This is a genomic window from Pseudomonas brenneri (assembly GCF_007858285.1).
In the GTDB taxonomy this organism is placed as follows: domain Bacteria; phylum Pseudomonadota; class Gammaproteobacteria; order Pseudomonadales; family Pseudomonadaceae; genus Aquipseudomonas; species Aquipseudomonas brenneri.
In genome coordinates this window covers 149,383-170,026 of sequence record NZ_VFIL01000002.1, presented here as the reverse complement: position 1 = coordinate 170,026, position 20,644 = coordinate 149,383, and the positions used below count along the sequence as shown (strand labels likewise).

General features: G+C 60.9%; 18 protein-coding genes. 8 read left to right on the top strand and 10 right to left on the bottom strand.

Annotation, left to right across the window (positions count from 1 at the left end; translation table 11 throughout):
• Positions 1-12: 12 nt before the first annotated feature.
• Complete coding sequence (gene pmbA / locus FJD34_RS04030; RefSeq protein WP_032860094.1) at positions 13-1,359, bottom strand: metalloprotease PmbA; 1,347 nt, start codon at positions 1,357-1,359, stop codon at positions 13-15.
• A 108-nt stretch (positions 1,360-1,467) separates the two neighbouring features.
• Between pmbA and yjgA the strand changes: the two genes are divergently transcribed.
• Positions 1,468-1,989: a ribosome biogenesis factor YjgA gene (yjgA, locus tag FJD34_RS04025; protein WP_029291815.1), complete on the top strand. Its 522-nt coding sequence runs from the start codon at positions 1,468-1,470 to the stop codon at positions 1,987-1,989.
• Between the two features lie 45 nt (positions 1,990-2,034).
• On the opposite strand, the gene tldD is transcribed toward yjgA, so the two are convergent.
• The 8 genes from tldD to mreB form a co-directional block, all read right to left on the bottom strand.
• Positions 2,035-3,477, bottom strand: coding sequence for a metalloprotease TldD (tldD, locus tag FJD34_RS04020; protein ID WP_065944206.1), 1,443 nt, complete (start codon positions 3,475-3,477; stop codon positions 2,035-2,037).
• Positions 3,478-3,493: 16 nt separating this feature from the next.
• Positions 3,494-4,342, bottom strand: coding sequence for a carbon-nitrogen hydrolase family protein (locus FJD34_RS04015; RefSeq protein WP_032860096.1), 849 nt, complete (start codon positions 4,340-4,342; stop codon positions 3,494-3,496).
• Between the two features lie 48 nt (positions 4,343-4,390).
• Positions 4,391-8,206: a YhdP family protein gene (locus FJD34_RS04010; RefSeq protein ID WP_090292034.1), complete on the bottom strand. Its 3,816-nt coding sequence runs from the start codon at positions 8,204-8,206 to the stop codon at positions 4,391-4,393.
• A gap of 75 nt (positions 8,207-8,281) precedes the next feature.
• Positions 8,282-9,739 carry a ribonuclease G gene (gene rng, locus FJD34_RS04005; protein WP_032860098.1) on the bottom strand — a complete coding sequence of 486 codons (1,458 nt, stop codon included), beginning with the start codon at positions 9,737-9,739 and terminating at the stop codon, positions 8,282-8,284.
• Between the two features lie 69 nt (positions 9,740-9,808).
• Entirely contained in the window at positions 9,809-10,405 is a 597-nt protein-coding gene (locus FJD34_RS04000) for a Maf family protein (protein WP_032860099.1), read from the bottom strand.
• Positions 10,406-10,455: 50 nt separating this feature from the next.
• Positions 10,456-10,944, bottom strand: coding sequence for a rod shape-determining protein MreD (gene mreD / locus FJD34_RS03995; protein ID WP_032860100.1), 489 nt, complete (start codon positions 10,942-10,944; stop codon positions 10,456-10,458).
• Positions 10,944-12,020, bottom strand: coding sequence for a rod shape-determining protein MreC (gene mreC, locus FJD34_RS03990; protein ID WP_090292036.1), 1,077 nt, complete (start codon positions 12,018-12,020; stop codon positions 10,944-10,946). The genes mreD and mreC overlap by 1 nt, the downstream gene beginning before the upstream one ends.
• Before the next feature lie 138 nt (positions 12,021-12,158).
• Complete coding sequence (gene mreB, locus FJD34_RS03985) at positions 12,159-13,196, bottom strand: rod shape-determining protein MreB (protein WP_002555108.1); 1,038 nt, start codon at positions 13,194-13,196, stop codon at positions 12,159-12,161.
• Between the two features lie 210 nt (positions 13,197-13,406).
• On the opposite strand from mreB, the gene gatC reads away from it, so the two are divergent.
• The 6 genes from gatC to FJD34_RS03955 all read left to right on the top strand — a co-directional run bounded on the left by gatC (position 13,407) and on the right by FJD34_RS03955 (position 18,633).
• On the top strand, positions 13,407-13,694 hold the full coding sequence (gene gatC, locus FJD34_RS03980; protein WP_032860102.1) for an Asp-tRNA(Asn)/Glu-tRNA(Gln) amidotransferase subunit GatC: 288 nt from the start codon (positions 13,407-13,409) through the stop codon (positions 13,692-13,694).
• 16 nt (positions 13,695-13,710) lie between these two features.
• The gene (gene gatA / locus FJD34_RS03975) at positions 13,711-15,162 is read left to right on the top strand and encodes an Asp-tRNA(Asn)/Glu-tRNA(Gln) amidotransferase subunit GatA (RefSeq protein ID WP_032860103.1); all 1,452 of its coding nucleotides are present in this window, start codon (positions 13,711-13,713) and stop codon (positions 15,160-15,162) included.
• Between the two features lie 10 nt (positions 15,163-15,172).
• The gene (gatB, locus tag FJD34_RS03970; protein WP_090292038.1) at positions 15,173-16,618 is read left to right on the top strand and encodes an Asp-tRNA(Asn)/Glu-tRNA(Gln) amidotransferase subunit GatB; all 1,446 of its coding nucleotides are present in this window, start codon (positions 15,173-15,175) and stop codon (positions 16,616-16,618) included.
• A 157-nt stretch (positions 16,619-16,775) separates the two neighbouring features.
• A complete protein-coding gene (locus FJD34_RS03965; RefSeq protein WP_032860105.1) occupies positions 16,776-17,147 on the top strand; it encodes a septal ring lytic transglycosylase RlpA family protein in 372 nt (123 codons plus the stop codon).
• A gap of 44 nt (positions 17,148-17,191) precedes the next feature.
• Positions 17,192-18,253 carry a calcium/sodium antiporter gene (locus FJD34_RS03960; protein ID WP_032860106.1) on the top strand — a complete coding sequence of 354 codons (1,062 nt, stop codon included), beginning with the start codon at positions 17,192-17,194 and terminating at the stop codon, positions 18,251-18,253.
• Positions 18,250-18,633 carry a carboxymuconolactone decarboxylase family protein gene (locus tag FJD34_RS03955; RefSeq protein ID WP_090292041.1) on the top strand — a complete coding sequence of 128 codons (384 nt, stop codon included), beginning with the start codon at positions 18,250-18,252 and terminating at the stop codon, positions 18,631-18,633. Before FJD34_RS03960 ends, FJD34_RS03955 begins: the two co-directional genes overlap by 4 nt.
• A 15-nt stretch (positions 18,634-18,648) precedes the next feature.
• Here the strand turns inward: FJD34_RS03955 and FJD34_RS03950 are convergent, their stop codons facing one another.
• On the bottom strand, positions 18,649-19,590 hold the full coding sequence (locus tag FJD34_RS03950; RefSeq protein ID WP_032860109.1) for an AEC family transporter: 942 nt from the start codon (positions 19,588-19,590) through the stop codon (positions 18,649-18,651).
• Between the two features lie 282 nt (positions 19,591-19,872).
• Here FJD34_RS03950 and FJD34_RS03945 point away from each other — a divergent pair, with 282 nt between their 5' ends.
• Positions 19,873-20,472 carry a GNAT family N-acetyltransferase gene (locus tag FJD34_RS03945; protein WP_050593344.1) on the top strand — a complete coding sequence of 200 codons (600 nt, stop codon included), beginning with the start codon at positions 19,873-19,875 and terminating at the stop codon, positions 20,470-20,472.
• Positions 20,473-20,644: the final 172 nt, after the last annotated feature.

Here is a 20,644-nt window from a genome sequence, read left to right as displayed (position 1 = left end):
ACGGGTTGACGCTTAGCTGCCAGCGACGGTCATGCGCTCGATCAGCACCGAGCCGGTGCGGATATTGCTACGCAGTTCCAGGTCGTTACCCACGGCGACAATCTGCTTGAACATGTCACGCATATTGCCGGCGATGGTCACTTCCTGGACGGCGAACTGGATTTCGCCATTTTCCACCCAGAACCCCGCCGCGCCCCGGGAATAATCGCCGGTGACCATGTTCAAGCCATGGCCCATCAACTCGGTCACCAGCAAGCCACGGCCCATGCGCCGCAGCAGCGCCGCCTGGTCTTCGTCGCCATGGGTCACGAACAGGTTGTGGACGCCACCGGAGTTCGCGGTACTGGGCAAGCCCAGCTTGCGCCCGGCGTAGGTCCCGAGCACGTAGGACACCAACTCGCCGTTCTCGACAAACGGCTTGGCGTAGGTCGCCAGGCCATCGCCGTCGAACGCCGAGCTGCCCATGGCCCGCATCAGGTGTGGGCGCTCATCCAGGGTCAGCCACTCGGGAAACAGCTTCTGGCCCAGCGCGCCTTCAAGGAACGACGACTTGCGGTACAGGTTGCCCCCGGAAATCGCGCCCAGGAAGCTGCCAAACAGACCACCTGCCAACTCTGCCGAAAACAGCACCGGCACTTCACATGTCGGCACCGGGCGTGCGCCCAGACGACTCGCTGCCCGTTGCGCGGCGCGCTGGCCAATGCTTGCAGGGTCCGCCAGCAACTCACCCTGGCGGCTTACGTCGTACCAGTAGTCACGCTGCATCTGGCCATCGGCCTCGGCGATCATCACGCAGCTCAGGCTATGACGCGTCGACGCATAACCACCGATAAACCCGTGGCTGTTGCCATACACCCGGCAACCCTGGTGGGTGCTCAAGGTGGTGCCATCGGCATTCTTGATCCGGCTGTCGGTATCAAACGCTGCGGCTTCGCAGGCCAGGGCCTTTTCGATGGCCTGCTCGGGGGTGATATCCCAGGCGTGATACAGATCGAAATCCTTCAGGTCCCGCGCCATCAAGGCGGCATCGGCCAAACCCGACGCCTCGTCTTCGGAGGTGTGCTTGGCAATCGCCAACGCGGCGGCGACAGTTTCACGAATCGCTTCCGGGCCGCTGGCCGAAGTACTGGCCGAACCTTTGCGCTGCCCCACATACAAGGTGATGCCAAAGCCCTGGTCGCGGTTGAATTCAACGGTTTCCACTTCCCGTTGGCGTACCGAAGTCGACAGGCCCTGCTCCAGCGACACCGCCACTTCACAGGCACTGGCGCCCTGGCGCTTGGCCTCGGCAATGATCTGCTCAACTTGTTCCTGCAGTGCCGGTAATGCTTGTGGACCGACGCTTTGGGCTGCACTCATGGTTTTCTCCACTCAAATTCTGCTTTCGGTTAAGGCCATCGAGCGACCGGGCCGGACAAGCGGCCCCCGACTGGTTATCATGGCGGCGTTTCTTTGCGGACTGCCACCATGGTTGATTCTTACGACGACTCCCTCGATGGGGAGAAAAGCAAAACCCAGGTCAAACGTGAGCTGCATGCTCTGGTTGATCTCGGCGAGCGCCTTACAACACTCAAGCCGGACTTGATTGCCAAACTGCCATTGACCGACGAAATGCGTCGGGCCCTGGCGGATGCACCCAAGCACACCGCGAATATCGCGCGTAAACGGCACATCATGTTTATCGGCAAGCTGATGCGCGACCAGGACACTGACGCCATTCTGACCTTGCTCGACCAACTCGATGCCTCTACTCGCCAGTACAACGAACGTTTCCATAACCTGGAACGTTGGCGCGACCGCCTGATCGGCGGTGACGACGCTGTATTGGAGAAGTTCGTCCTGGATTATCCGGATGCCGACCGCCAGCAACTGCGCTCCCTGATCCGTCAGGCCCAGCACGAACTGGCACAGAACAAGGCGCCGGCGACCAGCCGTAAAATCTTCAAGTACATCCGTGAGCTGGACGAGACTCAACGCGGCCTGCGCTGATCCTCTTCCCCGGGTGGCGGTCTTCGCCACCCGAAGCTCCACGCCTTACGACCCCGTGCCACCCACGGTGATCGCATCAATTTTCAGGGTTGGCTGGCCGACACCGACCGGCACCGACTGCCCGTCCTTGCCACACATCCCCACGCCGCTGTCCAGCGCCAGGTCGTTGCCAACCATCGACACCTTGCTCATGGCTTCCGGGCCGTTGCCAATCAAGGTTGCGCCCTTGACCGGTGCGGTGATCTTGCCGTCCTCGATCAAATAGGCTTCGCTGGTGGAGAACACGAACTTGCCACTAGTGATATCCACCTGGCCGCCGCCAAGATTGGCGCAATAGATCCCACGTTTGACCGAGGCAATGATCTCTGCCGGGTCGCTTTCGCCCGCCAGCATGTAGGTATTGGTCATGCGTGGCATCGGCAAATGCGCGTAGGACTCACGGCGACCGTTGCCGGTGCGCGCCACGCCCATCAGGCGCGCGTTGAGTTTGTCTTGCATATAGCCCTTGAGCACGCCGTTTTCGATCAGCGTGGTGCACTCGGTGGGTGTGCCTTCGTCATCGACACTCAGCGAGCCACGGCGACCGGCCAATGTACCGTCATCGACGATGGTGCAGAGTTTGGAGGCAACCATCTCGCCCATACGCCCGCTGTAGGCGGAGCTGCCCTTGCGGTTGAAGTCGCCTTCCAGGCCATGGCCCACGGCTTCGTGAAGCAACACGCCAGACCAGCCGGAACCGAGCACCACCGGCAACGTACCCGCCGGCGCCGGAATGGCTTCCAGGTTGACCAGCGCCTGGCGCAACGCCTCGCGGGCATAGCCCATGGCGCGGTCTTCGCTGAGGAAATAGCGATAATCCGTACGCCCGCCGCCGCCATGGCCGCCGCGCTCGCGACGACCGTTCTGCTCAACGATCACACTGACATTGAAGCGCACCAGCGGCCGCACATCCGCCGCCAGGCTGCCATCGGTGGACGCCACCAGGATGCGCTCCCAGACGCCGGCCATGCTCACGCTCACCTGCTGGATACGCGGATCGAGGGCACGGGTTGCAGCATCCACACGCTTGAGCAACTCGACCTTTTCGGCACGGGTCATGACTTCCAGCGGGTTGTCCGGGCCGTACAACTGGGTCACGTCCTGGGTGCTGAACGCCTGCACGGTGCCGTTCTGCCCGGCCCGGGAAATCGAGCGTGCTGCGCGGGCTGCAAGGCCCAGGGCTTCCAGGGTGATGGCGTTGCTGTAGGCAAAGCCGGTCTTCTCACCGGACTGCGCACGCACGCCAACCCCTTGGTCGAGGTTGAAGCTACCGTCCTTGACGATCCCGTCTTCCAGGGACCAGGACTCGGAGATCTGCCCCTGGAAATACAGGTCGGCAGCATCGATGCCCGGCCCGGCCAGGTCGCCCAGTACGGTTTGCAGACTTTCGATGGTCACGCCACCGGGCGCCAGGAGGTGTTCACTGACTGAGGACAACAACTCGCTCATAGGTTCGGCCTTAAATTCATCGTTCTGAAGCAGGTCGCTGTGCGCCCTGCGAGAAAAAGCGCCGGTGGCCTGCCACCGGCATGCGCGCCCGTATCGACGCTTGTTCGTTGCTATCGCGTTCGGCCAACAACACCGCTTCGCCTTGATCCTGTTGCGCCAGCACTCGCCCCCACGGGTCGATAATCGCCCCGTGGCCATAGGTTTCCCGAGGCCCCGGATGCACTCCACCCTGGGCGGCGGCCAGCAGATAACACTGGGTTTCGATGGCCCGCGCACGGATCAACACATCCCAGTGTGCAGCCCCGGTTACCGCCGTAAAGGCCGAGGGTGCGGTAATCAATTCAGCCCCCGCAGCACGCAATTCGCTGTACAACTCCGGGAAGCGCAAGTCATAGCAAACCGTCAGCCCCAGGCGCCCGACCGGCGTATCGGCCACCACCACCTGGTTGCCGTAAGCATAGTCGTCGGATTCACGATACCGCCCGCGCGCGTCAGCCACGTCCACGTCGAACAAGTGCAGCTTGTCGTAGCGGGCGACGATTTGCCCCTGCGCGTCGATCAACAACGAGCAGGCGTTGGACTTGGCGTCGGGCTGACCCAGTGGGGGCAACGGCAATGTGCCGGCCACTATCCATAAGTTGAGGTCACGGGCGGCCAGTTTCAACCAGGGCAGGATCGGTCCCTCGCCCAAGGCTTCGGCACGGCCAAGCTCAGCCACGTCGCGACGGCCCATGGCGGCGAAGTTCTCCGGCAATACCGCAAGCTGCGCACCGCCTGCCGCAGCCTGTTCCAGCAAACGCCGAGCCTGGGCCAGGTTGGCCAGGACATCGCTCTGGCTGACCATCTGGATTACCGCAAAGGACATGGGCCCACACTCCATAAAAAGCATGGGGCCATGCTACTCCACAGGCGCTTATTGTGGTTTTTCAAATGGCTTGTCGAAGGTGATTTTGGGATCTTTCCATGGCCCTTCCACCTTGTACTGAACACTGGCGAAACGCGAGACCCGATCGCCGATCAGCTTGTCGATGAGGAACAGTGCGCCACCAATGGCCGGCGCGCCCACGATCAACGCAGCAATTGGCAGGTTGTTGGTCACAGGCAGTGTCACCAACAACTTGGCATCGATACGATCGGCCACCAGATCCAGGGTGCCGTTGATCTCCAGATTGCTCGACGGCCCTGTCAGGGTAATCGGCTCACGGGTCACAAACACACCGTTACTGGCGACCAGCAAGCCCTTGACTCGGTCGTAGCTCAGGCCCTTGCCGAGCAAGTCCGAGAAGTCCAGGCGTAAGCGCCGGCCAATCGAGTTGAAGTTCAGCAGGCCGAATACCCGCAACGCCTGGGCCCCACCTTCCACCTCGACAAACTGGCCCTTGCGGAACGACGCATCCAGGCTGCCGGAGAAACGCTTGGGACCGACCCAGGCCGGCGAACCCGGCCAACGCCCGTCCACGTCCAGATGGAAACTCTCGCTGGTCACGGTCGGCGCAAAGCCCCAGCCCTTGAGCACATCGGCGATGTTCTTGCCGTCCAGGCGCCCCTTGTACCAACTGTTGGTGGCGCCCGGCACACCTTCCCAGCCACCGGCCCCCTTGAGCTGCATGCCCTTGAGGCCCAGGTCGAGGTTGTTGAAGGCCATGCCCTTGGCCGTCGGGCGAACTTTCAATGACCAGGCGCCGATCAAGTCAGGCCCCTGGAACAACTGGTCAATCGCGATATCCAGCGCCGGAATGTCCTTGGGGTCAATATCGGCCAGGGGATCAGGTGCATTTTCATCGGCCTGTACCGTCGGATCGACCGCAGGCAGCTTCACGTATTGCAGGTTGATGGCAATCGGGGCGCCCTTGGCATCCGGCAGGCCAACAGTGCCCTTGGCTTGCTGGCTGTCGAATTGCAGGCCCCAGGCGGCGGGCTTGCGATCCAATTGCAGGTTGACCTGGTCGAAGCGAGTACCAAGCCCCGTCAGCTTGCCGATCTTGAAATCAGCACTGCTCAACAGTTGCTTGGCGTTGCCACCGGGATCATTGCCGGCATAACGGTCCACCAGTTTCTTCCAGGGATCGATATCCAGCTCCGACAGCACACCACGAATCCGCAGCCCCTTGCCACCCGGCAGCAAGGCATCGCCATCACCGAGGAACAGCTCGCCACGGCCCTGGGCAAAGTTGTCTGCGGGCGCGGCGAAGGTAAAGTTCGCCAGTTCACCGTAGTCAAACCAGTAACGCCGTTCCTTACCCTGCAAGGTCATGCGGAACACGCTGTCACGCCCCTGGCTGGCGGGCATGCCAAACGGTGCCGGCAAATCTACCGCCACGCCCTTGAGGTTAGAGCTGACCATCAGTTGGCTATCGGCACCATCCAGGTCGAGCTGCAACTGATACGGGATGTCCCCGGACACCGGCAGTGGCTGGCTGACTTTCAGCCAGTCGGTGAGCCGCTTGACCGTCACCTGGCCCTTGGCCGTGACCCGTGTGCTGAGATTGCCCGGCTTGCCGCCGGCAGCAATCTGCGCCGTGATAGGCCGGTCGAAGGCTTGGGCGCTGATGTTCTGCCCACTCAGGCCCTTGGCGCTGTCGAAGCGGAACTCGCCTTTGAGCTGGTTCAGATCCAGGGTAGGTTCGGCCAGTTGCAGGCGTGCCTTGTCGGTCTTGAAATCCACCACGATGTTCGGCTCGGTACCCTTGGCCAGGGGAATATCCAGGTTCAGCGAACCTTGCAGGTCGCCCTCGCCTTTCCATCCGGCAAACGTCGATGCCGTGCCGATGGGCGCTTCCTGGAGGATCTTCAGGCCATCGCCCAACCCGCCGGCAAACCCACCCGTGAGCAGCAGGTGGCTGTCATGCCCAGGCAGCGCATGGGGAATATTGACGTAGATGTCCTTGACCTTGGTGTCGAGCAATTGCCCCTTGCTGGCCAGGATGCGCACGCCGGTTTCTTCGACAAACACTTCACCGGCGACCTTGCTGACATGGGGCCAGCCGGGCTGGAACGCCAGTTCGGCGTCGCGCACCTTGAAGAACAGGCTGATATTGCGCGCGGCCGTCACCGCATCATGGTTCAGCGAGCCTTGATACTGGAAGAAACCTTCATCGACCGCCCCCTTGAGAATGGCCGTACTCAGCCATTCATCCAGGGCCGGGCTGAGGACCGCCGGCAGATACTTGGGGGTAAAACGCCCATCACCGTCGACCATGCCGACCCGCAGGTCCATGTAGTCTTCCTGGCTATGATCGAAATGCAGGCGAATCAGGAAATCCGCCGCGATCTTGCCCTCTTCGCCCAGCACCTTGATGTACGGCGCAATCAAGGTGAAACCTTGCTTATCCAGTTTCCACGTCAGGCGGGCATTGGCCTGGATGTATTGCCAAGGCTTGTCGAAAATCGGGAACAGATGCAAGGCAAAGTCCTTGCTGTCCATGCGCAGCTCACCCTGGCCCAGGTCACCGCTGATACTGCCGGACACATTGCGCGCCGCTGGCGCGCCGAAATAGGCGTCAAAACCCACGCGGTCAAGGTTGGCGGCAAAGCTGACGCGCTGGTCGCCCGTCTCCTGGGGACGATAATCCACCCGCACATTGCGCAGCATGCCTGTGGCCTTCAGCGCCTCGACGGTCTTGGCAAAACCTTCCGGCAGCGGCGCCAGGGCGTTGAGCAATGGGGTGATGGGCGTCAGGTTCAGGCGGTCAGCCTGCAAGTTCCAGATTTCCTGGGTCTTGTCGGTGGCCAGGGTTTGCTGCAATTGCAGGTGTGACTCCCAGCGAGTCTCCCCCAGGTTCATGGCCAACGAATCGAAGACAACCTTCAGGCCGCTGTCACTGCGTTGCAGGTAAGCCGTCAAGGCCAGGTTCTGGATGCTTGCAGGCTTGCGCTGGGCGTAGCGGACTTTTACCTGCGGTGCATTGAGCCGGGCGGCCGCGCTTTGCAACGTGCCGTTGGCCCAGGTCAGCCAGAACTCGCCGCCGGCTTTCAGTTCGCTGAGTTTCCAATCACCCGTCAACTTTGCCGGAACCCACTGCGCCCAGTTGCTCTGGGGCAGGCTCAGGTATGCCTGGACTTCACCGTCTTTCCACTGGCTGGCACGGATCCGCGTACGCAGGCTAAGGGCCAGCGGCTGCCCATCAGGCAGGGTCAGGCGGGCGTCGAGGCGCTGGCGAGTCGCGCCGGTTTGCAGGCTCAAACCCACATAGGTCAAGGTCAGCGGCGCCTGCTCGAACGGCTGCAAGGTCACCTGGCTGTCCAGCAGCGAGACCTTCGCCACGGCCTGCATGCGCTTGAGCAACTGCTCCGGATCCAGGGGCTGGTCGTCCTGCATCGGCAGGCCTTGCAGTGCCCACTGGCCGTCCTTGCCTTCCTTGACGCTGATCTGCAAGCCGCTGACTTCCAGGTGGGCGATACGCACATCCCACGCCAGCAGGCTGGCCCAGACGTCAGGCACCACTTGCACCTGGTCCAGGCGCAAGGCACTGCTGCCCTCGCCGACCATCACATCATGGGCCAGCAGTACCGGGGCAAAGCCGCTCCAGCGCCCTTCCAGGCTACCAATACTCAGCGGCATATCGACCGCCGCCTGTGCCTTGGCCTCGATTTCGGCGCGATACTCCGCGACCAGCGGCGTCAATTCACGGCCCAGGCTGACGTAGACCGCCGCCAGCACCAACAGCAATGCACACAGGCCAAGGCCCCAACGGGTCAGTGCGGCAAAAAAGCGTTTCAGACGCTCCATGTCAGGCGACCCTCAAGGTAATAGTCGGACGGCAGATCACGGTCTGCCGGTCTCGTTGAAAAAGACTGATGCCGATCAGAGCAGCACCACGTCGTATTGTTCCTGGGAATACATGGTTTCGACCTGGAAACGGATGGTGCGGCCAATAAAACCCTCCAACTCCGCAACGTTGCCCGACTCTTCGTCGAGCAAGCGGTCAACCACCTTCTGGTTGGCCAAGACTCTATAACCCTCGGCCTGGTAAGCGCGTGCCTCCCGTAGGATTTCCCGGAAAATCTCGTAGCAAACCGTTTCCGGGGTCTTCAACTTGCCGCGGCCCTGGCAGCTGCTGCACGGCTCGCACAGCACCTGCTCAAGACTTTCGCGGGTACGCTTGCGGGTCATCTGCACCAGGCCCAACTCGGTGATACCGATGATGTTGGTCTTGGCGTGATCGCGCTCCAGTTGTTTTTCAAGGGTGCGCAATACCTGGCGCTGGTGCTCTTCATCTTCCATGTCGATGAAGTCGATGATGATGATCCCGCCCAGGTTGCGCAGGCGCAGTTGGCGAGCGATGGCGGTGGCAGCTTCGAGGTTGGTCTTGAAGATGGTTTCTTCAAGGTTGCGATGGCCGACAAAGGCGCCGGTGTTAACGTCGATGGTGCTCATCGCTTCCGCCGGGTCCACCACCAGGTAGCCACCGGACTTGAGCGGCACCTTGCGCTCCAGGGCCTTCTGGATTTCATCCTCGACGCCATACAGGTCGAATATCGGCCGTTCACCGGGATAGTGCTCCAGGCGATCAGCGATTTCCGGCATCAGTTCGGCAACAAATTGCGTGGTGCGCTGGAAGGTTTCCCGCGAGTCGATGCGAATTTTCTCGATCTTGGGGCTGACCAGGTCGCGCAGGGTACGCAGGGCCAGGCCCAGGTCTTCATAGATGACGCTCGGTGCGCCGATCGTCTTGATCTGGGTATCAATCTGATCCCACAGGCGACGCAGATAGCGGATATCCATGAGGATTTCATCGGCACCGGCGCCCTCGGCGGCGGTGCGCAGGATAAAGCCACCCACTTCCTTGATGCCTTCGGCCGCCACGCAATCACTGACGACCTTTTTCAGGCGCTCACGCTCGCCTTCATCTTCTATCTTCAAGGAAATGCCGACGTGGGCAGTGCGCGGCATGTACACCAGGTAGCGCGAAGGAATCGACAGTTGCGTGGTCAGGCGTGCGCCCTTGGAGCCAATCGGGTCCTTGGTGACTTGCACCACCAGGCTCTGCCCTTCGTGTACCAGGGCGCTGATGCTCTCGACCGCCGGACCTTCGCGCAGGGAAATTTCCGAAGCATGGATAAATGCAGCACGGTCCAGGCCGATATCGACAAACGCCGCCTGCATGCCCGGCAATACCCGCACGACCTTGCCTTTATAGATGTTGCCGACAATCCCGCGCTTCTGGGTGCGCTCGACATGCACTTCCTGCAAGACACCGTTTTCTACCACCGCCACGCGCGATTCCATCGGCGTGATATTGATCAGAATCTCTTCACTCATGGCTGGGTCTCGTTCAGGCGTTTTCACAATAGTGGCCGATCGCTTATAGGTGGCGCTGGAGTAAAGCGTTCAGCGCGCGCAAAGGTGTTGCCAACAGGGTATGCCGAAATGGCCCAGCAGTTCTGCTGTTTCGCAGACCGGCAGGCCGACGACCGCGGAGTAACTGCCATTGAGCCCGGCGACAAACACCGCTGCCAGCCCTTGGATAGCATAGCCGCCAGCCTTGTCCTGGGGCTCACCGCTGTGCCAGTAAGTCGTTGCTTCTTGTGTTGAAACCTTGCGAAAGCGCACGCGACTACTGACCAGGCGCGTTTCACAGCGCTGGTCATCAAGCACCGCAATGGCGGTAAGGACTTCGTGTTCACGATCAGAAAGGGCCAGCAACATGGCCAAGGCATCGGCCTGGTCCAGGGGTTTCCCAAGGATCCGGCCATCAAGGATGACGGCAGTATCGGCCCCCAACACGCAGGCATTTGTGGTATCGGCCAATGTCGCCAGGCCAGCGGCGGCTTTGCCACGGGCCAGGCGCTCGACGTAGGACGCAGGCGATTCGTCGCCCAGGGGCGTTTCATCAATGGCGGCGTTGACCACGGTGAACGGCACGCCGATCTGGGTCAGCAGTTCACGTCGCCGAGGAGAGCCGGAGGCCAGATAAAGTGCATGCATTGCAGACTCTCCCTGTGGGTTCGATAACCAGGCAGAGCCTCGCACCCCACTCAATTGATTTTATAGCGACGACACAAACCACGCAGGCCAAAGCTGATCCATGGCCACAACAGCGCACTGACCAGGGCCGGCAAGACCAGCGCCAGGGTCGGCTGACGGTTGCCGGTCAAGGCACTGAGCCACAGTTGCACCAACTGGGCCAGGCCGAAGATCACCAGAATCACCAGGCTCTGCTGCCACATCGGAAACATGCGTAAGCGTTGCTGCAACGACAACACCAGAAAGGTAATCAGGGTGAGGATCAACGCGTTCTGGCCCAGCAACGTGCCATACATGACGTCTTCGGCCAGCCCCAGGCACATGGCCGTGACCATCCCGACCTTGTGCGGCAAAGCCAGCGACCAGAAGGCCAGCAGCAATGCGAGCCACAGCGGGCGCAGGATTTCCATGAACTGCGGCATCGGCGAGACGCTGAGCAGCATGCCGATGGCGAAGGTCAGCCAGACTATCCAGCCATTGCGCGAATGAGTACCGGCCATTATTGCGCCCTCTGTCGGGTGGTTGCCGGCGCAGCTGCAGGTGCCGCTGGTGTCGTTGCCGCGGGTTTCACAGGGCGAGCAGGCTGGGCTGGCGTCGCCACAGCGGGCGCGGTGGTTGCAGGCGGTGTCGTAACGGTTGCAGCTGGCGCTGCAGGCTTGGGTACGGTTGCCGGAATAATCGGCGTCGTGCTGCCTTCTTGCCGGTCCTGCGCTTCCTGGGCCTGGGCGGCTTCGTTGGCGCGCTCTTCCGGCGTGCGGGTGTCACTGAACACCAGCAACAGGTAGCGGCTGCGGTTCAGCGCAGCCGTCGGCACCGCGCGGACAATCGCAAAGGGCTGGCCGGAATCGTGGATCACTTCCTTGACCGTCGCCACGGGGTAGCCTGCCGGGAACCGCTGGCCAAGGCCGGAGCTGACCAGCAGGTCACCTTCCTTGATGTCGGCGGTGTCCGCCACATGCCGCAGTTCCAGGCGCTCCGGGTTGCCCGTGCCGCTGGCAATAGCCCGCAGGCCGTTGCGGTTGACCTGCACCGGAATGCTATGGGTGGTGTCGGTCAGCAGCAGCACGCGGGAGGTATAGGGCATCAACTCCACCACCTGCCCCATCAGGCCACGGGCATCGAGCACCGGCTGGCCAAGAACCACGCCATCGCGCTCGCCCTTGTTGATGATGATGCGGTGGGTGAAAGGGTTGGGGTCCATGCCGATCAACTCGGCCACTTCGACCTTTTCGTTGACCAGCGCGGAAGAATTGAGCAACTCGCGCAGTCGAACGTTCTGCTCGGTCAGGGCCGCCAGCTTTTGCATGCGCCCCTGCAACAGCAGGTTTTCGGTCTTGAGTTTTTCGTTCTCGGCCACCAGTTCGGTACGGCTGCCAAATTGGCTGGCCACACCTTGCCATAGCCGTTGTGGCAGGTCAGTGATCCAGTAGGACTGCATCAATACCAGCGACATCTGGCTACGCACTGGTTTGAGCAGTGTGAAGCGGGCATCGACCACCATCAGCGCGACCGATAGCACGACCAGCACCAACAAGCGCACGCCCAATGAGGGGCCTTTAGTGAAGAGCGGTTTAATAGGCCGCTCCTCCCGGGCAGATATTCTCTTTATTCATACGGCATCAAACCGGCCTGGATGCAGATTGAAGAAGATAAACGCCAACAGGCAGCACTGCAAAGTGCTGCCTGTTGGCGAAACATGGCGCAACCAACGATCTTATTCGCTGGAGAGCAGGTCCATGGTGTGTTTATCCATCATTTCCAGTGCACGACCACCGCCACGAGCCACACAGGTCAGCGGGTCTTCGGCGACGATCACCGGCAGACCGGTTTCCTGGGCCAGCAACTTGTCGAGGTCGCGCAGCAAGGCGCCACCACCGGTCAGTACCAGGCCACGCTCGGCGATATCGGAAGCCAGTTCCGGCGGCGATTGCTCCAGGGCGCTCTTCACAGCCTGAACGATGGTGGCCAGGGACTCTTGCAGAGCTTCCAGCACTTCATTGGAGTTCAGGGTAAAGGCACGTGGCACGCCTTCGGCCAGGTTGCGACCGCGCACATCGACTTCGCGCACTTCGCCACCCGGGTAAGCGGTGCCGATTTCCTGCTTGATGCGCTCGGCGGTGGATTCGCCGATCAGGCTGCCGTAGTTACGGCGCACATAAGTGATGATCGCTTCGTCGAAGCGGTCGCCGCCTACGCGTACGGATTCGGCATACACCACACCATTGAGGGAAATCAGGGCGATCTCGGTGGTACCACCACCGATATCCACCACCATCGAACCGCGCGCCTCTTCAACCGGCAGGCCGGCACCGATCGCAGCAGCCATTGGCTCCTCGATCAGGAACACTTCACGAGCACCGGCGCCAAGGGCCGATTCACGGATGGCACGACGCTCCACCTGGGTGGACTTGCATGGCACGCAGATCAGCACACGAGGGCTGGGCTGCAGGAAACTGTTTTCGTGAACCTTGTTGATGAAGTACTGCAGCATCTTCTCGCAGACGCTGAAGTCGGCGATCACGCCGTCTTTCATCGGACGAATGGCGGCAATGTTGCCAGGTGTACGGCCGAGCATACGCTTGGCCTCGGTGCCCACGGCAACGACACTTTTCTGATTACCATGGGTCCGAATGGCCACAACCGATGGCTCATTCAGGACGATACCGCGCTCGCGCACGTAAATAAGGGTGTTGGCAGTGCCCAGGTCAATGGAAAGATCGCTGGAAAACATGCCACGCAGTTTCTTGAACATGGGGAAAGGACCCTAGGCAACGCGTGGGTAAAAAAGTGCGGCAAACTCTAACAACGACAGGGATTTTGGGCAAGGCGCCAATGTGCTAAATTGACCGACTTTCTGTGCACCTAACCCCACAATCGCGGCCATATGACCGTAGAAATGCGGTAGTGTTCCGACAATCTAACACACGGATAGCTTCCGTTCTGTTTTCCACTGGAGAATCCCATGGCGCTTGAACGCTCCGACGTGGAAAAAATCGCTCATCTGGCCTGCCTGGGCCTCAATGAAGCCGATCTTCCACAGACCACCGCAGCCCTGAACAGCATTCTCGGGCTGGTCGACCAAATGCAGGCCGTCAATACCGACGGCATCGAGCCCCTGGCTCACCCACTGGAAGCCAGCCAGCGCCTGCGCGCAGACGTCGTGACCGAGCGCAATCACCGCGAGGCCTACCAGTCCATCGCACCAGCGGTCGAAAACGGCCTGTACCTGGTTCCGAAAGTCATCGACTAAAGGGAAAGAGCCTGCAATGCATCAAATGACTCTGGCCGAGATCGCCCGCGGTCTCGCCGACAAAAAGTTTTCTTCCGAAGAGCTGACCCAGACCCTGCTGGCACGTATCGCCGCACTGGATCCGAAGGTCAACAGCTTCATCAGCCTCACCGAGGAACTCGCCCTGGGCCAGGCCAAGGCCGCCGACGCCCGTCGCGCCAACGGTGAAAACGGCGCGCTGCTGGGTGCGCCAATCGGTCACAAGGACCTGTTCTGCACCCAGGGCATCCGCACCAGTTGCGGCTCGAAGATGCTCGACAACTTCAAGGCGCCCTACGACGCCACTGTCGTCGCCAAGCTGGCCGAGGCCGGGGCTGTGACCCTGGGCAAGACCAACATGGACGAGTTCGCCATGGGCTCGGCCAACGAATCGAGCTACTACGGTGCGGTGAAAAACCCGTGGAACCTGGAGCACGTGCCTGGCGGTTCGTCCGGTGGTTCGGCCGCAGCCGTTGCTGCGCGCTTCCTGCCGGCCGCCACGGCCACCGATACCGGCGGCTCGATCCGCCAGCCTGCGGCATTCACCAACCTCACCGGTTTGAAACCGACGTACGGTCGCGTTTCCCGCTGGGGCATGATTGCCTACGCGTCCAGCCTCGACCAAGGCGGCCCTCTGGCTCGCACTGCCGAAGACTGCGCGATATTGTTACAAGGCATGGCTGGGTTCGATACAAAGGACTCCACCAGCATCGATGAGCCGGTGCCGGACTACAGCGCCAGCCTCAATACCTCGCTCAAGGGCCTACGCATCGGCGTGCCGAAAGAGTACTTCAGCGCCGGTCTCGACCCGCGTATCGCCGAACTGGTGCACAACAGCATCAAGGAGCTGGAAAAGCTCGGCGCGGTGATCAAGGAAATCAGCCTGCCGAACAACCAGCACGCAATTGCGGCTTATTACGTGATCGCCCCGGCTGAAGCCTCGTCCAACCTGTCGCGTTTCGACGGCGTACGTTTCGGCTACCGCTGTGAAGACCCGAAAGACCTCACCGACCTGTACAAGCGCTCCCGTGGCGAAGGCTTCGGCGTGGAAGTACAGCGCCGAATCATGGTCGGTGCCTACGCCCTGTCGGCTGGCTACTACGATGCGTACTACCTCAAGGCGCAGAAAATCCGACGCCTGATCAAGAACGACTTCATGGCGGCCTTTAATGAAGTCGACGTGATCATCGGCCCGACCACGCCGAACCCGGCCTGGAAGATCGGTGCCAAGACCGGCGACCCGATCGCCGAGTACCTGGAAGACCTGTACACCATCACCGCCAACCTCGCGGGCTTGCCAGGCTTGTCCATGCCAGCCGGTTTCGTCGACGGGCTGCCGGTGGGCGTGCAGTTGCTCGCCCCGTATTTCCAGGAAGGCCGCTTGCTCAATGTGGCGCACCAGTACCAGTTGAACACTGACTGGCACACTCGCACCCCAACCGGCTTCTGAGGAGAACACTATGCAATGGGAAGTTGTGATCGGGCTGGAGATTCATACCCAGCTCGCCACCCAATCGAAGATTTTCTCCGGTAGCGCCACCACGTTCGGCTCTGAGCCCAACACCCAGGCCAGCCTGGTAGACCTGGGCATGCCTGGCGTATTGCCAGTGCTGAACCAGGAAGCGGTGCGCATGGCGGTGATGTTCGGCCTGGCGATTGACGCCGAGATCGGCCAGCACAACGTGTTTGCGCGCAAGAACTACTTCTACCCGGACCTGCCCAAGGGCTACCAGATCAGCCAGATGGAATTGCCGATCGTCGGCAAGGGCTACCTGGACATCCCGTTGGAAGACGGCACGATCAAACGTGTCGGTGTGACCCGTGCGCACCTGGAAGAAGATGCCGGCAAGAGCCTGCATGAAGAATTCAACGGCGCCAGCGGCATCGACCTGAACCGCGCCGGTACGCCGCTGCTGGAGATCGTGTCCGAGCCGGACATGCGCAGTGCCAAGGAAGCCGTGGCCTACGTCAAGACGATCCACGCGCTGGTGCGTTACCTGGGCATCTGCGACGGCAACATGGCCGAAGGCTCCCTGCGTTGCGACTGCAACGTGTCGGTGCGGCCAAAAGGCCAGGCCGAGTACGGCACCCGCTGCGAGATCAAGAACGTCAACTCGTTCCGCTTCATCGAGAAGGCGATCAACACCGAAGTCCGTCGCCAGATCGAGCTGATCGAAGACGGCGGCAAGGTGATCCAGCAGACCCGCCTGTACGACCCGAACAAAGACGAAACCCGCGCCATGCGCAGCAAGGAGGAAGCCAACGACTACCGTTACTTCCCCGATCCGGACCTGTTGCCGGTGGTCATCGAGGATTCGTTCCTCAATGACGTGCGCGCCACCCTGCCGGAATTGCCACCGCAAAAACGCGAGCGCTTCCAGGCGCAGTTCGGTCTTTCGGTGTACGACGCCAGCGTCCTGGCGTCGAGCCGCGAGCAAGCGGACTACTTCGAAAAAGTCGTGAGCATCGCCGGCGACGCCAAACTGGCGGCCAACTGGGTCATGGTCGAGTTGGGCAGCCTGTTGAACAAGCAGGGGCTGGAAATCGACGAAGCACCGGTCTCGGCCGAGCAGTTGGGCGGCATGTTGCTGCGCATCAAGGACAACACCATCTCCGGCAAAATCGCCAAGACCGTGTTTGAAGCCATGGCCAGCGGTGAAGGCAGTGCCGACGATATCATCGAGAAGCGCGGCCTCAAGCAAGTCACCGACAGCGGCGCCATCTCGGCCGTTCTTGATGAAATGCTCGCGGCCAACGCCGAGCAGGTCGAGCAGTATCGCGCGGCGGATGAAGCCAAGCGCGGCAAGATGTTCGGCTTCTTTGTGGGCCAGGCGATGAAGGCCTCCAAAGGCAAGGCCAACCCGCAACAGGTGAACGAATTGCTCAAGAGCAAGCTCGAAGGCTGATAACGGTTGCCGCCCTGTAGGAACCGGCTTCTGTAGGAGCTGGCTTGCCTGCGATAGCATCACCTCGGTGCATCTGAAACACCGAGGCGCCCGCATCGCAGGCAAGCCAGCTCCTACAGGGGTCGGTCCCCACATCAATTTTGGGGACACCTTGAAAATGAAGCGTCTGCTCGGCCTCCTGGCCCTGTTCTCCCTGCTCACCGGCTGCGCCAGCGGCATGATCGACCCCAACGGCTACGACGAAACCGGCACCGCGTCCTACTACGGCGCCAAGCACCACGGCAAGAAAACCGCCAGCGGTGAACCCTTCAACCAACACGCCCTGACCGCCGCTCACCGGCGCCTGCCGTTCGGCACGCGGGTCAAGGTTACCAATCTTGCCAACGACAAATCCGTGGTGGTGCGCATCAATGATCGCGGCCCGCACATCCGTGGCCGGTTGATCGATCTTTCACGCCAGGCCGCCGAGCAGTTGGGTATGCTGCGCAGCGGCACCGCGCGCGTGCGCGTGCAAGCCCTGAACAACTGACTGACGGAGCCCTGGCCATTTTCGGATTAAGCGCCCTCTCGCCCATGAGCCTGATTGAACTGATCAGCGGCCTGCTGCTGCTGATTGCCGGTGCCGAAATGCTGGTGCGCGCCGCCGTGCGCCTGGCCGCCAGCCTCAAGGTCAGGCCGCTGATCATAGGCTTGAGCATCGTCGCCTTTGGCAGCAGCGCGCCACAAATCGCCGTCAGCCTGCAAGCCACCCTCGCCGGTAACACCGATATTGCGGTGGGCAGTGTGATTGGCAGCAGCATCTTCAATATCCTCGTGACGCTTGGCCTCTCGGCGCTGATCATTCCCCTGCGCGTGTCGCGGCAATTGGTGCGCCTGGATATCCCGGTGATGATCGGCGCCAGCATGCTGCTGTTTATTCTCGCCAGTGATGAAGAACTGACACCGCTTGACGGCCTGGCCTTGCTTGCCGCCCTGCTCGCCTACCTGGGTCTGTTGCTGTACCAGACCCGCCACTCGCGCCGCCCACGGACCCGCGACACGGTGGTACAGGCGCCGTGGCTGAGCAGTTTGCTGTGGATGATCGGCGGGCTCGTGTTGCTGATGTTCGCCGGGCATCTGGTGTTGGGAGCGGCGGTGGAAGTGGCCAGCGACCTGGGCCTGTCCGAGCGGGTGATCGGCCTGACCATCGTTGCCGTCAGCACGTCCCTGCCGTGCCTCGCAACCTCACTGATCGCCGCCCTGCGCGGCGAACGGGAGATTGCGGTGGGGAACGTGATCGGCAGCAACCTGTTCAATCTGTTGGGAGTGCTGGGCTTTACCGCGCTGGTGGCGCCGTTGCCCTTGTCAGTGTCGCCCAACGCCCTGGATTTCGACTTGCCGGTGATGCTCGGCGTCGTGGTGTTGTGCCTGCCGGTGTTTTACACCGGCTACCGCATCACCCGCGCCGAAGGTTTGCTGCTGCTGGGGTTGTACCTGGCTTATGGGCTGCACGTGGTGTCATTCACCACGGGCATGCCGCTGGCCAACAAACTTGAACAATTGATGCTGTATTACGTCCTGCCAGCGCTGGTGGCGTTCCTGTTATTCACCTCGCTGCGAGCCTGGCGCCGTCAACACAAGAGGGAGTCGCAATGACCGATCAAGCGAAATCCGGCGTAGAAATGCGTCGCCAGGTAATGGGCGATGCGTTTGTCGATCGCGCCCTGGGCAATGCCACCGAGTTCACTCAGCCGTTGCAGGACTTCGTCAACGAACATGCCTGGGGTGGGGTGTGGAACCGTGAAGGCCTGCCGCTGAAGACCCGCAGCCTGATTACCCTCGCGGCGCTGACCGCCTTGAAGTGCCCGCAAGAACTCAAGGGCCATGTACGCGGTGCGCTGAACAATGGCTGTACTGTTGAAGAAATTCGCGAGGCGCTGCTGCATTGCGCGGTGTATGCCGGCGTGCCGGCGGCGATTGATGCATTTCGGGCGGCGCAGGAAGTGATCGACAGTTATCAGCAAACCCCTTTGTAGGAGCGAGCTTGCCTCCTACACCCAGCCACCCGCCTGCAACACAAAGATCCCGATATTGGTGGTCACCGCCGCCATCAAGGTGGTGATCACAATAATCGCCGCCGCCAGTTCATGATTACCCTGGGCCGCACGGGCCATGACAAAACTGGCAGCGGCCGTCGGCGCGCCGAAATACAGGAACAGAATCCCCAACTCCGGCCCCCGGAAGCCATACAACCAAGCCCCCAGCGTTGCCACGACCGGCAAGCCAATCATCTTCACCAGGCTGGCGCTCAACGCCATGTTGCCGCTTTGGCGCAATGCAGCCAGTGACAAAGTGCCGCCAATGCAGATCAGGGCCAGGGGCAGCGTCATGTCCGCCAGGTACTGACCGGAGGTTTGCAGCCAACCGGGCAGGCCAATCTGGAAATAGGCAAACGGTGTGGCGGCAATCACGCTGAGAATCAACGGGTTGGCCAGTACGCTCTTGCAGATGCTCCACGGGTCAGACTTGATCACCGGGCTATAGACTGCCAGCACGATGGTCGACAGGGTGTTGTAGAACAGGATCACCAGCCCCGCGAGGATCGCCCCGAGGGAGATCCCGTAGTCCCCATACATGCTGGCCGCCAGTGCCAGGCCGATCACTCCGTTATTGCCGCGAAATGCCCCTTGGGCATAGATGCCCCGATCCTCACGCGGGCAACGAAAGATCGCCCAGCCCCAGGCCAGGGCAAAGCTGACGACCGTGGCCAAGGAGAAATAGATCAGCAGTTCTGGCTTGAGCGCCGAATGCAGGTCGGCGTGCAGAATCCCCAGAAACAGCAACGCCGGCATGGTGACGTTGAACACCAGGGCCGATGCGGTGTGGATAAAGTTGTCGTTGATCCAACTGATGCGCTTGAGCAACGCCCCCAGGAACAGCATGGCAAACACCGGTGCGGTGATGGTGAGCGTCGCAAGGAAAATGGCGAGCATGCTGTATCAGCCTTAAGTCCTGTTTTCAGGGAGTTGCAATGATAAAGCAGTGGCACCGACTGTTCACATTTCATTTCTAAACATGAGCACTAACTAAAAAATAAAAACAGGGAACTGTGCCTATTTTGTAGGAGGTAATACCAAGCTCTCGCTTGAGAGTCGACTGTCCCACAAACCACTACACAGGCTCCCACGCACTAACGAGAATCCACACCTCTGTTTCATCAACGCTGCCCCTGAAAATCCCCTCCTGTAACAACTGAATAACTCCAGGGGGGACTCATGCGTAGATCCGTCAGCCATTTATACAACGTGCATATCAGAAGCTGGGACGATCAGGACATCAAGGGGTATACCGAGCTGCTCAGTGACCCCGAAGCGATGAAGTTCATTTCAGCCGGCACCACCCGGGACATGGCCGCTGCCACAAACGAAATCTCGACCTTCAAAAAAGAAATGGCCGACCAGAACTGGTCACGCTGGGCAGTGAGCATTGGCCTGGAGGGTTCATTTATCGGTTATGCCGGGTTCGCAAAGAAAGAATACGGGATCAACTTCGGCAACCGTTTCCTGAGGAAATACTGGGGAACACCCTACCCCTTTATCGCCATTCACCTGGCACTTGAATACGGGTTTAAACACTTGGGTTTCGAGAAGATTTACACCCTGACCAATATCCAACATCACCGTGCACTGGAAATGAACAGGGCCTTTTTGCACGCACCACACATCGCGGGGCAAGTGATTGAAACCCCTTATGGCCCGCACGTGAAAATTGATCTTACCTGCGAGCGGTTCAAGGAAATCAGCCCTGCCAACCTGGCGCGCATCGAGCGGTTTTCGCGCCGGATGAAAACCGCCGAGCAAACCAAGCTGGCCTGACGACCATCATCACTTGAGTAGGCCCCCTTGAAAGACAATCTACCTCCACCAGCCCCCCTTCATTCTGTAGCGGGCCTATGCACCCGGGAAGTCTGGGCCTATCCCTGCTGGCTACGCCCACTGTACCTGCCCTTTGGCTGCGTGCTGGCAGGCCTGCGCCTGCTATCAATGG

Excerpts from the sequence above, each read along its gene's own strand:
- rng (WP_032860098.1), bottom strand. The coding sequence starts at position 9,739 with ATGAGTGAAGAGATTCTGATCAATATCACGCCGATGGAATCGCGCGTG.
- mreB (WP_002555108.1), bottom strand. The coding sequence starts at position 13,196 with ATGTTCAAGAAACTGCGTGGCATGTTTTCCAGCGATCTTTCCATTGAC.
- FJD34_RS03945 (WP_050593344.1), top strand. The coding sequence starts at position 19,873 with ATGCGTAGATCCGTCAGCCATTTATACAACGTGCATATCAGAAGCTGG.
- gatA (WP_032860103.1), top strand. The coding sequence starts at position 13,711 with ATGCATCAAATGACTCTGGCCGAGATCGCCCGCGGTCTCGCCGACAAA.
- FJD34_RS04010 (WP_090292034.1), bottom strand. The coding sequence starts at position 8,206 with ATGGAGCGTCTGAAACGCTTTTTTGCCGCACTGACCCGTTGGGGCCTT.
- FJD34_RS04000 (WP_032860099.1), bottom strand. The coding sequence starts at position 10,405 with ATGCATGCACTTTATCTGGCCTCCGGCTCTCCTCGGCGACGTGAACTG.
- yjgA (WP_029291815.1), top strand. The coding sequence starts at position 1,468 with ATGGTTGATTCTTACGACGACTCCCTCGATGGGGAGAAAAGCAAAACC.
- gatC (WP_032860102.1), top strand. The coding sequence starts at position 13,407 with ATGGCGCTTGAACGCTCCGACGTGGAAAAAATCGCTCATCTGGCCTGC.
- FJD34_RS03960 (WP_032860106.1), top strand. The coding sequence starts at position 17,192 with ATGAGCCTGATTGAACTGATCAGCGGCCTGCTGCTGCTGATTGCCGGT.
- FJD34_RS04015 (WP_032860096.1), bottom strand. The coding sequence starts at position 4,342 with ATGTCCTTTGCGGTAATCCAGATGGTCAGCCAGAGCGATGTCCTGGCC.
- gatB (WP_090292038.1), top strand. The coding sequence starts at position 15,173 with ATGCAATGGGAAGTTGTGATCGGGCTGGAGATTCATACCCAGCTCGCC.
- mreD (WP_032860100.1), bottom strand. The coding sequence starts at position 10,944 with ATGGCCGGTACTCATTCGCGCAATGGCTGGATAGTCTGGCTGACCTTC.
- tldD (WP_065944206.1), bottom strand. The coding sequence starts at position 3,477 with ATGAGCGAGTTGTTGTCCTCAGTCAGTGAACACCTCCTGGCGCCCGGT.
- FJD34_RS03965 (WP_032860105.1), top strand. The coding sequence starts at position 16,776 with ATGAAGCGTCTGCTCGGCCTCCTGGCCCTGTTCTCCCTGCTCACCGGC.
- FJD34_RS03955 (WP_090292041.1), top strand. The coding sequence starts at position 18,250 with ATGACCGATCAAGCGAAATCCGGCGTAGAAATGCGTCGCCAGGTAATG.
- FJD34_RS03950 (WP_032860109.1), bottom strand. The coding sequence starts at position 19,590 with ATGCTCGCCATTTTCCTTGCGACGCTCACCATCACCGCACCGGTGTTT.
- pmbA (WP_032860094.1), bottom strand. The coding sequence starts at position 1,359 with ATGAGTGCAGCCCAAAGCGTCGGTCCACAAGCATTACCGGCACTGCAG.